Annotated in this window: 12 protein-coding genes; 2 read left to right on the top strand and 10 right to left on the bottom strand. The window is 69.4% G+C overall.

The window, feature by feature from the left end; genetic code table 11:
• The first annotated feature begins 13 nt into the window (after positions 1 to 13).
• Together EDD92_RS09455 and EDD92_RS09460 are read left to right on the top strand one after the other, a co-directional pair.
• On the top strand, positions 14 to 868 hold the full coding sequence (locus EDD92_RS09455; protein WP_123963886.1) for a peptidylprolyl isomerase: 855 nt from the start codon (positions 14 to 16) through the stop codon (positions 866 to 868).
• A gap of 135 nt (positions 869 to 1,003) precedes the next feature.
• Complete coding sequence (locus EDD92_RS09460) at positions 1,004 to 2,233, top strand: DUF349 domain-containing protein (protein ID WP_123963887.1); 1,230 nt, start codon at positions 1,004 to 1,006, stop codon at positions 2,231 to 2,233.
• A 78-nt stretch (positions 2,234 to 2,311) separates the two neighbouring features.
• Here EDD92_RS09460 and relA read toward each other — a convergent pair whose 3' ends face one another.
• The 10 genes from relA to pdxT all read right to left on the bottom strand — a co-directional run bounded on the left by relA (position 2,312) and on the right by pdxT (position 13,650).
• Positions 2,312 to 4,846, bottom strand: a complete 2,535-nt coding sequence (relA, locus tag EDD92_RS09465) for a GTP pyrophosphokinase (RefSeq protein ID WP_123963888.1) — start codon at positions 4,844 to 4,846, stop codon at positions 2,312 to 2,314.
• Between the two features lie 717 nt (positions 4,847 to 5,563).
• Positions 5,564 to 6,103, bottom strand: coding sequence for an adenine phosphoribosyltransferase (locus EDD92_RS09480; protein ID WP_123963891.1), 540 nt, complete (start codon positions 6,101 to 6,103; stop codon positions 5,564 to 5,566).
• Entirely contained in the window at positions 6,100 to 7,218 is a 1,119-nt protein-coding gene (gene secF / locus EDD92_RS09485; RefSeq protein ID WP_123963892.1) for a protein translocase subunit SecF, read from the bottom strand. Before secF ends, EDD92_RS09480 begins: the two co-directional genes overlap by 4 nt.
• Position 7,219: 1 nt before the next feature.
• Positions 7,220 to 8,980, bottom strand: coding sequence for a protein translocase subunit SecD (gene secD, locus EDD92_RS09490; protein WP_123963893.1), 1,761 nt, complete (start codon positions 8,978 to 8,980; stop codon positions 7,220 to 7,222).
• Positions 8,981 to 9,117: 137 nt separating this feature from the next.
• Positions 9,118 to 9,609, bottom strand: coding sequence for a preprotein translocase subunit YajC (gene yajC / locus EDD92_RS09495; protein ID WP_399185392.1), 492 nt, complete (start codon positions 9,607 to 9,609; stop codon positions 9,118 to 9,120).
• A gap of 186 nt (positions 9,610 to 9,795) precedes the next feature.
• Complete coding sequence (gene ruvB / locus EDD92_RS09500; RefSeq protein ID WP_115909327.1) at positions 9,796 to 10,866, bottom strand: Holliday junction branch migration DNA helicase RuvB; 1,071 nt, start codon at positions 10,864 to 10,866, stop codon at positions 9,796 to 9,798.
• Positions 10,867 to 10,898: 32 nt separating this feature from the next.
• Complete coding sequence (gene ruvA / locus EDD92_RS09505; protein ID WP_123963895.1) at positions 10,899 to 11,504, bottom strand: Holliday junction branch migration protein RuvA; 606 nt, start codon at positions 11,502 to 11,504, stop codon at positions 10,899 to 10,901.
• Positions 11,501 to 12,040: a crossover junction endodeoxyribonuclease RuvC gene (gene ruvC, locus EDD92_RS09510; protein WP_099927474.1), complete on the bottom strand. Its 540-nt coding sequence runs from the start codon at positions 12,038 to 12,040 to the stop codon at positions 11,501 to 11,503. Before ruvC ends, ruvA begins: the two co-directional genes overlap by 4 nt.
• A gap of 203 nt (positions 12,041 to 12,243) precedes the next feature.
• A complete protein-coding gene (locus tag EDD92_RS09515) occupies positions 12,244 to 12,996 on the bottom strand; it encodes a YebC/PmpR family DNA-binding transcriptional regulator (protein ID WP_123963896.1) in 753 nt (250 codons plus the stop codon).
• Positions 12,997 to 13,044: 48 nt separating this feature from the next.
• Positions 13,045 to 13,650 carry a pyridoxal 5'-phosphate synthase glutaminase subunit PdxT gene (pdxT, locus tag EDD92_RS09520; RefSeq protein ID WP_123963897.1) on the bottom strand — a complete coding sequence of 202 codons (606 nt, stop codon included), beginning with the start codon at positions 13,648 to 13,650 and terminating at the stop codon, positions 13,045 to 13,047.
• Positions 13,651 to 13,662: the final 12 nt, after the last annotated feature.

Raw genomic sequence — 13,662 nt, forward strand, 5'->3', positions numbered from 1 at the left:
AGGAGAGAACCCGGTGGTCACCCAGGAACAGCGCAAGCGTCAGCTCGCCCGCGAGAAGTTCTTGCGCCAGCAGCAGCGCCGTACGGCCGCGCGGCGCAAGGCGAAGATGCGCAACTCCGTGATCGCGTCGGTGCTCGGTGTGGTCGTCATCGGCAGTGTGGCGCTGTACACGACCGGGGTCCTCAAGGGCGACAAGGGCGACGACAAGGCCAACGCGAGCTCGCAGACGTCCCCCAGCGCCGCCGCGACCAGCAAGGCGCCGGACCCGTGCGCGAAGCCGGCCAAGGGCTCGGTGAAGAAGCTGAGCTGGAAGAAGGAGCCGGCGATGACCATCGACAAGTCGGCGAAGTACACGATGGATCTGGCCACGACGTGCGGTGACATAGACATCGCGCTGAAGGCGTCGGCGGCGCCGCACACCGTCAACTCGTTCAACTTCCTCGTCGGCAAGGGCTACTTGGACCACACCAAGTGCCACCGGCTGACCGCCCAGGGCATCTACGTGCTGCAGTGCGGCGATCCACAGGGAACCGGAATGGGCGGTCCCGGCTACACGATCCCGGACGAGAACCTCAAGGACAAGAGCCTCAAGGGCCAGGTGTACCCGGCGGGTACGGTCGCCATGGCCAACCAGTACAACGCACAGACGAAGCAGGGCCGCAACACCGGCGGCAGCCAGTTCTTCCTGGTCTACCAGGACAGTCCGCTGCCGCCCGACTACACCCCGTTCGGCACGATCTCCCCGGCGGGCATGAAGGTTCTCAAGAAGATCGCCGCCGCAGGCGCGCAGGCCGCGGACCCCACGACGGGCAATACGGCACCCAATGCGACCGTGGTGATCAACAAGGCGACGGTCACCAAATCCTGACCGTCAAGTGCGAAATTTCGGTCGCGCGGGATGCGGACAGGCAACCCGCCGGTCGCCTATGTTGGCCGTGACGAAACTGTGGACGATGCCCGGGGGCACTGACGCCCCTCGCAGGCATCATGTGGAGGAGGCGCTGTGAGCAGCGACCCGTGGGGCCGCGTCGACGAGACGGGGACCGTGTACGTGCGTACGGCCGACGGCGAGCAGGTCGTCGGTTCCTGGCAGGCCGGCTCCCCTGAGGAGGCGCTGGCCTATTTTGAGCGCAAGTACGAGGGCCTGGTTGTCGAGATCGGCCTCCTCGAGAAGCGAGTGAAGACCACCGACCTGTCTGCGAAGGACGCGCAGGCCGCCATCGACCACATCCGCGAGCAGGTCGACGCGCACCACGCGGTCGGCGACCTGGACGCCCTGCGGACGCGGCTGGACAAGCTCGTCGCGACGGTCGAGGCGCGCCGTGAGGAGCGCAAGCAGCAGCGCGCGAAGCAGTCCGACGAGGCACGGAACGCCAAGGAGTCCCTGGTCGCCGAGGCGGAACAGCTGGCGCAGTCCGACCAGTGGCGGGCGGCCGGTGAGCGGCTGCGCTCGCTGGTGGACACCTGGAAGGGGCTGCCGCGGCTTGACCGCAAGTCGGACGACGAGCTGTGGCACCGTTTCTCGCACGCCCGGTCGGCGTTCTCCAAGCGCCGCAAGGCGCACTTCGCTTCGCTGGACGCGCAGCGCGAGGAGGCCCGCAAGGCCAAGGAGCGGCTGGTCGCCGAGGCCGAGGCGCTGTCCGGCTCGACGGACTGGGGTCCGACGGCAGCGCGCTACCGCGAGCTGATGACGGAGTGGAAGGCCGCTGGCCGCGCTCAGCGCGAGCACGAGGACGACCTGTGGAACCGCTTCCGCGGCGCCCAGGACGTGTTCTTCGCCGCCCGCAGCTCGGTCTTCGCCGAGCGGGACGCCGAGCAGTCGGAGAACCTGAAGCTGAAGGAGGAGCTGGCCGAGGAGGCCGAGAAGATCCTCCCGGTCACGGACCTCAAGGCGGCGCGGGCCGCGTTCCGCTCGGTCAACGAGCGCTGGGAGGCCATCGGTCACGTACCGCGGGACGCGCGCCCGAAGGTCGAGGGCCGGATGCACGCCGTGGAGCGGGCGATTCAGGAGGCCGAGGAGGCCGAGTGGCGCCGGACGAACCCGGAGGCACGCGCGCGTGCCGAGGGTCTCACCGGTCAGCTCCAGGCCGCCGTGGACAAGCTGAAGGGCCAGATCGAGCAGGCCCGCGCCCAGGGCAACAACGCCAGGGCCGACAAGCTCGAGCGCGAGCTGGAGGGCCGCCAGGCGCTCCTGGACCAGGCGCTGAAGGGCCTGCAGGAGTTCGGCGGCTGACACCTGTTGCGTGGAGAAGGGGCCCGTACCGCGAGGTACGGGCCCCTTCTCGTCGTCTGCGTCGCAGGACTGACTCTGCTACGACCTGCTGCGCGCCGACGTCACGCGGTACACGTCGTAGACGCCCTCCACGCCACGTACCGCCTTCAGGACGTGGCCGAGATGCTTCGGGTCGCCCATCTCGAAAGTGAAGCGGGAGGTGGCCACGCGGTCGCGGGAGGTCTGGACGGCCGCGGAGAGGATGTTGACGTGCTGGTCGGACAGGACACGGGTGACGTCCGAGAGGAGCCGGGAGCGGTCCAGGGCCTCGACCTGGATGGCGACCAGGAAGACCGAGGACTGGGTGGGCGCCCACTCGACCTCGAGGATGCGCTCGGGCTCGCGGGACAGTGACTCCACGTTGACGCAGTCGCTGCGGTGAACCGATACTCCGCTACCGCGCGTGACGAAGCCGATGATGGGGTCGCCGGGGACGGGTGTACAACAGCGGGCCAGCTTGACCCATACGTCCTCGACGCCCTTGACGATCACGCCCGGGTCGGCGCTGGAGCGCCGCTTGCGGCTACGGCCGCGGGACGGCGGGACCGACTCGTCGATCTCCTCGGTGGCCGCCTCCTCGCCGCCGAGCGCGGAGACGAGCTTCTGCACGACGTTCTGCGCGGAGACATGGCCCTCACCGATCGCCGCGTACAGCGCGGAGATGTCCGGATAGCGCATCTCGTGCGCGAGCGTGACGAGCGAGTCGCCGGTGAGAATGCGCTGGATCGGCAGGTTCTGCTTGCGCATGGCGCGGACGATGGCGTCCTTGCCCTGCTCGATCGCCTCGTCGCGGCGTTCCTTGGAGAACCACGCGCGGATCTTGTTGCGGGCGCGCGGCGACTTCACGAAGCCGAGCCAGTCGCGGGAGGGGCCCGCGCCGGCCGCCTTGGAGGTGAAGACCTCCACCAAGTCGCCGTTGTCCAGGGTGGATTCGAGCGGTACGAGGCGGCCGTTGACCCGTGCTCCTATGGTCCGGTGGCCGACCTCCGTGTGGACCGCGTAGGCGAAGTCGACAGGGGTGGCACCGGCCGGGAGCGCTATGACGTCGCCCTTCGGGGTGAAGACGAAGACCTCGTTGCGCGACAGGTCGAAGCGCAGGGACTCCAGGAACTCGCCCGGGTCCTCGGTCTCCTTCTGCCAGTCCAGCAGCTGGCGCAGCCACGCCATGTCGTTGAGGTGGTCGTCCTTGCCGCCGCCCTTCGGTGCGTCCGAACGCACCTTGGAGGCGCCGGCCACGGCCTCCTGCTTGTACTTCCAGTGCGCGGCGATGCCGTACTCGGCGCGGCGGTGCATGTCGAAGGTGCGGATCTGCAGCTCGACGGGCTTGCCGTTGGGGCCGATGACCGTCGTGTGCAGTGACTGGTACATGTTGAACTTGGGCATCGCGATGTAGTCCTTGAACCGGCCGGGGACCGGGTTCCATCGCGCGTGCACGGTGCCGAGGGCGGCGTAGCAGTCGCGGACCGTGTCGACGAGGACGCGGATGCCCACCAGGTCGTAGATCTCCGCGAAGTCACGGCCGCGGACGATCATCTTCTGGTAGACGCTGTAGTAGTGCTTCGGGCGGCCGGTGACCGTCGCCTTGATGCGGGCGGCGCGCAGGTCCTGCTGGACCTCGTCGGTCACTATGGCCAGGTACTCGTCACGCTTCGGTGCCCGCTCGGCCACCAGCCGTACGATCTCGTCGTACATCTTGGGGTAGAGGATCGCGAAGGCGAGGTCCTCCAGTTCCCACTTGATGGTGTTCATGCCGAGGCGGTGGGCGAGGGGCGCGTAGATCTCGAGGGTCTCGCGCGCCTTCTTCTCCTGCTTCTCGCGCTTGAGGTAGCGCATGGTGCGCATGTTGTGGAGGCGGTCGGCGAGCTTGATGACCAGGACGCGGGGGTCCTTGGCCATGGCGACGACCATCTTGCGCACGGTCTCGGCCTGCGCGGCCTCGCCGAACTTGACCTTGTCCAGCTTGGTGACGCCGTCCACGAGCAGCGCGACCGAGTCGCCGAAGTCGCGGCGGAGCTGGTCGAGGCCGTACTCGGTGTCCTCGACGGTGTCGTGCAGCAGGCCGGCCATGAGGGTGGCAGGATCCATGCCCAGCTCGGCGAGGATCGTCGTCACGGCGAGCGGGTGCGTGATGTACGGGTCGCCGCTCTTGCGCTTCTGGCCGCGGTGCCAGCGCTCGGCGACCTGGTAGGCCTTCTCTATCTGCCGCAGCGTCGCCGTCTCGATCTTCGGGTCGTTGCTGCGCACTATCCGCAGCAGCGGCTCCAGGACCGGGTTGTACGGGTTGGAGCGCTGGACACCGAGGCGGGCGAGACGGGCGCGGACGCGGTTGGAGGAGCCGGAGCGGGCGGGCTGGCCGGTGTTCGGGCGCACCGCCGGGGTGGGCGTGGGGCGCTCGGGTGGCGGGGGCTTGGGGCGTGACTCCTCGGCCGACTTGTCGACGGGCGCGGACTGGGCGTGCTCGACCGGCCCGCGGGTGTCGTTCTTCGCGTGCGGCGTGTTCGGCGCGGGCTTGGCCGCGGCTGCCGAGGCGGACTCGGGCTTGGCGGCGGTCAGGTGCTGGGCCTCGTCTGGCAAGAGGACTCCTCGTGCGCGATCCGGGTCCCCCGGTCAGGCTCCGGAGACCCCATGGTAGCGATCCTGGGCCGCAGGATCGCCTTCAGGCCAATGTGAGGGCCGTCTACCGAAGAAACACAAGGGACTGCTGCCGGATTCCGGGAGGCGGCTTCGAGGTGATCCGGGGGTGTCCTGCGGGTGGCCGGGGGCGGGGCACGGCCCTTGCGCGGGAGGGAAGTCCGAGCGCCCGCACGGGTGCGCGGGCCGCTCGCGGGGACCCAGGCGTGGTGTGCACCCCGGGCGCTCACGCCGGAGCGCGACAGTCCGCGCAGCATGGCCCGAGCACCAGCCGAGCACTCATGCGGCGTGCGGGCCGCTCTTGCGTGGCCGGCCTGGACGGGGCCAGGCCGGAGGCGGAAGCGCGGGCCGTCTGCACGGCGTGGTCTTGTGCGGAGTGCGAGCCGGGCGCTTGCGCGGGGGCGCGTAGTGCGACTTTGCGTGGGGGTGCTTGCCACGGAGCGTGGCGGCGTCCGCTGGGCGTAGTCGGTGTGATCTCCGCGTTCAACTTTCCGGCCGCCGTGTGGTCGTCCGTACAGTGCGGCCCCGGCGTCGAGCTCAAGCCTGCGGGCGTGGGGACACCTGGTACGAGTGTCGCCGGCGGGAACCAGGTCGGTGATGTGCGAACGGCCGTCCCGGGAGAGCCGGGGCGGCCGTTCGTTGTGGATGTGTGCCGTGGGGTCAGACGGTGAGCAGGGCCTCCAGCGGGGCTCCGGTGAGGGTCGGCTCCAGGCGGGCGCGGCCGCCGAGGAAGCCGAGCTCCATCAGGACCGCTAGGCCGGCGACCTCGGCTCCCGCGCGGCGGATCAGCTGGATGGAGGCCTCGGCGGTGCCGCCCGTGGCGAGGACGTCGTCGACGATCAGGATGCGGTCGTCGGCGAACAGGTCCTCGGCGTGCACCTCGATCTCCGCCGAGCCGTACTCCAGGTCGTACGACTGGCCGAGGGTGGCTCCGGGGAGCTTGCCCGCCTTGCGTACGGGGATGAAGCCGAGGCCGGCGCGGACCGCGACCGGGGCGCCGAGGATGAAGCCACGGGCCTCCAGGCCGACGACCTTGGTGGCGCCCGTGTTCGCGGCGATCTCGGCGAGCGCGTCGGTGAGCGCCGTGAAGGCCGCCGGGTCCGCCAGCAGCGGGGTGATGTCCTTGAACATCACGCCCGGCTCCGGGTAGTCGGCCACGTCACGGATGCGGCTGAGCAGCAGCTCCTCGATGCCGGTCATCGGCGCTTCCCGGAGGGACGGCCACGACCGCGGTTGCGCGAAGCCGGCTGGTTGCGCGGGCCGACGACCGCGTGAGCGGCGTCCTCCGGCTCGTCGTCGAAGCGTTCGTGCGCGGTCTCGGCCTCCAGCGGCCCGCCCTCCGCCGCGGCCTGGGCGCGCTTGGCGAGGACGCGCTTCTTGAGCGCCTTCATCTGCGGCTCACGCTCCTTGAGGTCGGCGACGAGCGGCGTGGCGATGAAGATCGAGGAGTACGCACCGGCCGCGAGGCCGACGAACAGCGACAGCGAGATGTCGTTGAGCATGCCGGCGCCGAGGAACCCGCCACCGATGAACAGCAGGCCCGCAACCGGCAGCAGCGCGACCACCGTGGTGTTGATGGACCGCATCAGGGTGCTGTTGATCGAGCGGTTGGCGACGTCGCTGAACGTCCAGCGGGTCTGCTTGGTGATGTCCTTCGTCTGCTCCTTGAGGCTGTCGAAGACGACGACCGTGTCGTAGAGCGAGTAACCGAGGATCGTGAGCAGACCGATCACCGTGCCCGGCGTGACCTCGAAGCCGACGAGGGCGTAGATGCCGGTCGTGATGGTGATGTCGTGGATCAGGGCGACCAGCGCGGCGACCGCCATCCGCCACTCGAACGCGATCGCCAGGTAGATCACCACGAGGACCATGAAGATCGCCAGGCCCTGCCAGGCCTTGTTGGCGATCTGGTCGCCCCAGCTGGGGCCGACCAGGTCGGCGTTGATGTTCTCGCTGTTGACGTTCAGGTCCTTGGCGAGCTTGTCCTTGATCGCGTCGGACTTGTCGGTGTCGATGCCCGCGATCTGGATGCGCAGGCTGCCGTCGCCGAGCTTCTGGACGACCGCGTCGTGGCCGGACGCGTCCTGCGCGTACCCCTCGGTCTTGGCGACCGAGGCTGTCATGCCCTTCGGGGTGGTGAAGACGGCACCGCCCTGGAACTCGATGCCCATGTTCAGGCCGCGCACCGCCAGGCCCAGGACGGCCGTGATGGTGATCAGGATCGAGATGCCGTACCAGATCTTGCGGTTGCCGACGAAGTCGTAGCCGACCTCACCGCGGTGCAGACGGGCGCCGAGGCTGCCGAGTTTCGACATCTCACGCCTCCTTCGGGTCGACGGGGGCGGAGGGACGACGAGTGCGGCGCAGAGGCGGTTTGGCGCCGAGTGCCTTCGGGTCGAGGCCCGACCACTTGTGGCCGTTCGCGAAGAACTTCTTGCGGGCGAGGATCGTCATCAGCGGCTTGGTGAACAGGAAGACGACGACCACGTCGAGCACGGTGGTCAGACCGAGCGTGAACGCGAAGCCCTGGACCTTGCCGACCGTGACGATGAACAGCACCGCGGCGGCGAGGAACGACACGAAGTCGGAGACCAGGATGGTGCGCCGGGCGCGCGGCCAGGCCCGCTCGACGGCGGGGCGCAGCGACCGGCCCTCGCGGATCTCGTCCCGGATGCGTTCGAAGAACACGATGAACGAGTCCGCCGTGATACCGATCGCGACGATCGCACCGCAGACCGCCGGCAGGTTCAGCGCGAAGCCGATGGCCTCGCCGAGCAGCGACATGAGCGCATAGGTGAGGATCGCGGAGACCAGCAGCGAGGGGATCGCGATGACCGACAGGCCGCGGTAGAAGATCAGCAGGTAGATGACGACCAGTGCGAGGCCGATGGCACCGGCGATCAGACCGGCGTGCAGCTGCTCGCCACCGAGCGCGGCGGTCACCGTGGTGACGCTGTCCTCCTTGAAGGTCAGCGGCAGCGCGCCGTACGACAGCATGTTGGCGAGGCTCTGGGCCTCCTGCTGGCTGAAGCTGCCGGTGATCTCCGCGTTGCCGCCGGTCAGCGCCTGGTTGACGGACGGGTCGGAGACGACGTTGCCGTCGAGGACGATGGCGAACTGGTTCTGCGGGGGCTGGTTCTTGGCCAGCTTGCCGGTGATGTCGCCGAACTTCTTGGAGCCCTTGCCCGTGAACTCCATGGTGACGGTCCAGCCGGCGGCGGTCTGCGTGTTGAAGCGGGCTTGGGCATTCTTGACGTCGGTGCCGTCGACCTCGGCGGGGCCGAGGATGTATTTCTGCCACTGGCCCGAGGAGTTCTGGCCGCAGGCGATCGTCGGGTCGCTGGACTTGGCGCCCCTGCCGGCGGTGGCGCGCTGCTTCTTGTTCGTGCAGTCGAGTGCGGTGTACTGCGCCTGCAGCTTGGCTGCCGCCGGGTTGCCGGACGAGCTGCTGCTCGCGGACGGGGAGGCGGAGGTCTTCGCGCTCGAGGAGGCGGTGGCGCTCGGCGTCGCGTCGGCCTTCAGGGCGCCGGTGACGGCGCGGCCCTGCGAGGTGGCGGTCGCCGACGGGGTCGCGGAGGAGGACGGGGTCGACTTGCCCGTGGCCTTCTCGGTGGCCTTGCCCGAGGGGCTGCCGGAGACGCTCGGCGACGGGCTGGTCGCGGCGGCGCCGGAGACCTCGGTGGTGAACACCGGGCGGAAGTACAGCTTGGCGGTGGTGCCGACCTGATTCCGGGCTTCCTTGGAGTTCGTGCCCTTGGGGATGTTGACGATGATGTTCTTGTTGCCCTGGGTCTGAACCTCGGCCTCCGTGACACCAAGACCATTGACGCGGTTGTTCATGATCTCGACCGCGGTGTCCATGTTGGTCTTGTTGATCGCGGACTCCTGGCCCGGCTCTGCGACCGCCCGGAGCGTGATGCTCGTACCACCGGCCAGGTCGATACCGAGACGCGGAGTGGTGTTTCCGGAGGCGAACATTCCTCCGGTGAGCGCCACGATGGCGATCAGGATGAGGGCCAGCGAGCGCCCCGGCTTGCTCTGGGCGCTCGCGCTCCGGCCCTTTTTAGGTGCTGCCACCTTCTCGTACTCCCTCTCGGGCCGCTCCGCGCCGGGTCAGCGCGGGGTCGGCCATGACTGGTGTCGGGATCCCCGTGTGTGCGAGATACGCACGACCCGGGGCGCGGCGAGGTCGGCCGCGCGCCCCGGGGACGTGACTACTTCGCCTCGGAGTCGCCGTCGGTCTTCTTCGGCTCTTCGTCCGACGTGGCCTCGGCGGCCGGGGTGTCGTCGGCCGGCTCCTCGGGCGCGTCCTTCTTGTCGAGGTCGACGGACTTGTCGTCGGAGGCGGCGGCAGCTTCGTCGGCGGAGTCGTCGGTCTCGGTGAGGGAGGAGGCGTCGTCCGGGACCAGGTCGGAGTCGGACTTCAGGTCGTGCTCGATGCCGTGCACGATGCGGTTGTACTCGTCATCGGAGAGCACGGAACCGATGGCGTTCTTCGCGAAGAGGAGCTCCACGCCCGGGCCGGCGTCGAGGAGGACCGTGTCCTCGTTGACCTCCTTGACCGTCGCGTACATGCCCCCGATCGTGCGGACGCCGCTGCCGGGCTGCAGCTCGTTACGCATCGCGGCGGCCTGCTGCTGCTTGCGCTTGGCCGAGCGGGTCATGAGGAACATGGCCCCGATGAGCACGATGAACGGGAGGAGCATGGTGATATTCACGGGACGGAATTCCTTCGCACGACCGCGATGGAGAGCGGCCTCATGGATGGGGGTATGTATACCGCCGACAAAGGCGGCATCGGCGGAGTCTAAGCGAGTCCACGCGCATGGAACAACGCTCAGCATGGCACCTGGGTTCCTGGCCCGGCCAATGCCCGCGCCGTCACAAAGGCATCACGTCCCGAACAGGTCCTGTTGTCCGTTTCCCGCAGTGGCCGAGCGGGGCGGGGTGAGGCCGAGGTGCGCCCATGCGGCAGGCGTGGCGACCCGGCCTCGGGGGGTACGCGCGAGCAGTCCTTCCCGCACGAGGAAGGGCTCGGCGACCTCTTCGACGGTCTCGCGCTCCTCCCCCACCGCGACGGCGAGGGTGGACAGGCCGACGGGCCCGCCACCGAAGAGCTTGAGCAAAGCCTCCAGCACGCCGCGGTCGAGCCGGTCGAGGCCGCGGGCGTCGACCTCGTACACCGCGAGGGCGGCCGCCGCGATGTCCCGCGTGATGATTCCGTCGGCCTTGACCTGGGCGTAGTCGCGCACCCGGCGCAGCAGGCGGTTGGCGATACGGGGCGTGCCGCGGGAGCGGCCGGCGATCTCGGCGGCACCGTCGGCCTGGATCTCGACGTCGAGCAGGTTCGCCGAGCGATGGATGACGCGCTCCAGCTCGGCGGGCTCGTAGAACTCCATGTGCGCGGTGAAGCCGAAGCGGTCGCGCAGCGGGGGCGGCAGCAGGCCCGCGCGCGTGGTGGCGCCGACCAGAGTGAACGGGGGCAGTTCGAGCGGGATGGCGGTGGCGCCGGGGCCCTTGCCGACGATGACGTCGACCCGGAAGTCCTCCATGGCCATGTAGAGCATCTCCTCGGCGGGCCGCGACATGCGGTGGATCTCGTCGAGGAAGAGGACCTCGCCCTCCTGGAGGGAGGAGAGGATCGCGGCGAGATCACCCGCGTGCTGGATGGCGGGGCCGGACGTGATGCGGATCGGGGCGCCCATCTCGGCCGCGATGATCATCGACAGGGTGGTCTTGCCGAGGCCCGGGGCGCCGGAGAGCAGCACGTGGTCGGCGGTGGCGCCACGCGCGCGTGCGGCGCGCAGGACCAGGTCGAGCTGCTCACGGACCTTCTCCTGGCCGATGAACTCGTCCAGGTCCTTGGGGCGCAGGGCCGCCTCGACGGCCTGGTCCTCGCGGTCGGCGACAGAGCCCACCAGCCGCTCGGGGCCGGGGGCGTCGGTCGGGTCGTCCCAGTTCACTGAGATCTCCTAACTGGGGTGGCGCAGGTGGGTCAGCGGGCGCGGTTGAGGGTCTGCAGGGCCGCCTTCAGCAGCTGACCGACCTGGGGCGTGCCCCCGGACGCCTCGGCCTGCGGTGCCACGGCGGACACGGCCTCGTCGGCCTCGCGGGTGGCGTACCCGAGGCCGATCAGCGCGGCGTGCAGCTGGTCGCGCCAGCCGGAGGTGACCGCCGTACCGACGGCCGGGGCGCCGATCGGCTCGCCGAGCCGGTCCTTGAGCTCAAGGAGCAGCTTCTGGGCGCCCTTCCTGCCGATGCCCGGGACGGCGATGAGGGCCTTCTCGTCGCTCGTGGACACCGCCCGGCGCAGGGCGTCCGGGGTGTGCACGGCCAGCATCGCCTGCGCCAGCCGCGGGCCGACCCCGCTCGCCGTCTGCAGCAGTTCGAACACCTGGCGCTCGTCGTCGTCCACGAAGCCGTAGAGCGTCAGCGAGTCCTCCCGTACGACGAGGGAGGTGGCCAGCTTGGCCGGCTGGCCGAGACGGAGCGTGGAGAGCGTGTTCGGCGTGCACTGCACGGCCATGCCGACACCGCCGACCTCGACCACGGCGGCGTCGGGGGCGAGTGCGGCGACCGTGCCGCTCACGAAGGCGATCATGCCGTACGGCCTTTCGTTGCGTTGGCTGCGTGCAGGGCGACCGCCTGCTGGAGTCGGTTCTGGGCGGGGGCGCGCCAGATGTGGCAGATGGCGAGCGCGAGGGCGTCGGCCGCGTCGGCCGGTTTCGGGGGTGCGTCGAGCCGGAGCAGACGGGTCACCATGGCGCCGACCTGGGCCTTCTCCGCGCGACCGCTGCCGGTGACCGCGGCCTTGACCTCGCTGGGGGTGTGCAGGGCGACGGGGAGGCCGCGGCGGGCGGCGCACAGCATGGCTACGGCGCTGGCCTGTGCGGTGCCCATCACGGTTCGTACGTTGTGCTGGCTGAACACCCGCTCCACGGCGACGACTTCGGGCCGGTGCTCGTCCAGCCACTGTTCGATGCCCTGCTCGATCGCGACGAGCCGCTGCCCCAACTCGGCGTCCACGGGCGTCCGTACGACTCCGACGCCCACCATGGTGAGCGGCCGGCCCGCGACCCCCTCGACCACGCCGACACCACATCGCGTCAGTCCGGGGTCCACCCCCAATACGCGCACGCGCCCCACTCCCTTTGCGGCTAAACCGCCGCCGCTCTCGCGGACCTGGCTGAACACCGTCGGGGTTCCTCAATTGATGGTTGCGGTCCGTGGGCGGTGATCTTTGACTCCAGCCAGGCTAACTGCTGCCACCGACAACGGCCGCGGGCCGGTGGGACGTGTTGTCCCACCGGCCCGCCGAAACCGCTCAGTTCGCGGCAGCGTTACGCGTCGACCTTCTCCATGACCTCGTCGCTGACGTCGAAGTTGGCGAAGACGTTCTGCACGTCGTCGCTGTCCTCGAGCGCGTCGATCAGCTTGAAGATCTTCTTGGCGCCCTCCTCGTCCAGCTCGACCTGCATGGTCGGGACGAAGTTGGCCTCGGCGGAGTCGTAGTCGATCCCGGCGTCCTGGAGGGCGGTGCGGACCGCGACCAGGTCGGTGGCCTCGCTGAGCACCTCGAAGGACTCGCCCAGGTCGTTGACCTCCTCGGCACCCGCGTCCAGGACGGCGCCGAGGACGTCGTCCTCGCTCAGCTCGCCCTTGGGGACGATGACGACGCCCTTGCGGTTGAAGAGGTACGACACCGAGCCGGGGTCGGCCATGTTGCCGCCGTTGCGGGTCATGGCGACCCGCACGTCCGAGGCGGCGCGGTTGCGGTTGTCGGTGAGGCACTCGATGAGCACCGCGACGCCGTTGGGGCCGTAGCCCTCGTACATGATCGTCTCGTAGTCGGCGCCACCGGCCTCGAGACCGCCGCCGCGCTTGATCGCGGAGTCGATGTTCTTGTTCGGAACCGACGACTTCTTCGCCTTCTGCACGGCGTCGTAGAGCGTCGGGTTGCCGTCCAGGTCGACGCCGCCCATGCGCGCAGCGACCTCGATGTTCTTGATCAGCTTCGCGAAGAGCTTGCCGCGCTTGGCGTCGATCACGGCCTTCTTGTGCTTCGTCGTGGCCCATTTAGAGTGGCCGGACATCTGCCTGTCTCCTTCGCGTAACCCATCTATGAACGAACGCCAGAGATCCTACAAGGACTCCGCTGTCCGGTACGCGCGCACCATGTCGACGAACAAGGCGTGCACGCGGTGGTCGCCGGTCAGTTCCGGATGGAACGACGTGGCGAGCGCGTTGCCCTGGCGGACCGCGACGATGTGGCCGTCGTGCTCGGCGAGAACCTCGGTCTCAGCGCCGACGGACTCGACCCAGGGGGCGCGGATGAAAACGCCCTCTACAGGATCGCCCTCGACACCCCGGACGTCGACCGCCGCTTCGAAGGACTCGTTCTGCCGTCCGAAGGCGTTGCGGCGCACGATCATGTCGATGCCGCCGATGGTCTCCTGGCCGGAGCGCGGGTCGAGGATCTTGTCGGCGAGCATGATCATCCCCGCGCAGGTGCCGTAGACGGGCATTCCGTCACGCACGCGCGCGCGTAGCGGGTCCATCACGCCGAAGAGGACGGCCAGCTTGGAGATGGTGGTGGACTCGCCGCCGGGGATGACCAGGCCGTCCACCTCGGCGAGCTCCTCGGGGCGCCTGACCGGCCTGGCCACGGCGTCGGCCGCGGCCAGGGCGATGAGGTGCTCCCGTACGTCGCCCTGGAGGGCCAGGACGCCTATGACGGGGGTGTTCATGTGATCCAGTGC

Origin of the sequence: Streptomyces sp. TLI_185 (assembly GCF_003814765.1) — a bacterium.
Lineage (GTDB): Bacteria > Actinomycetota > Actinomycetes > Streptomycetales > Streptomycetaceae > Streptomyces.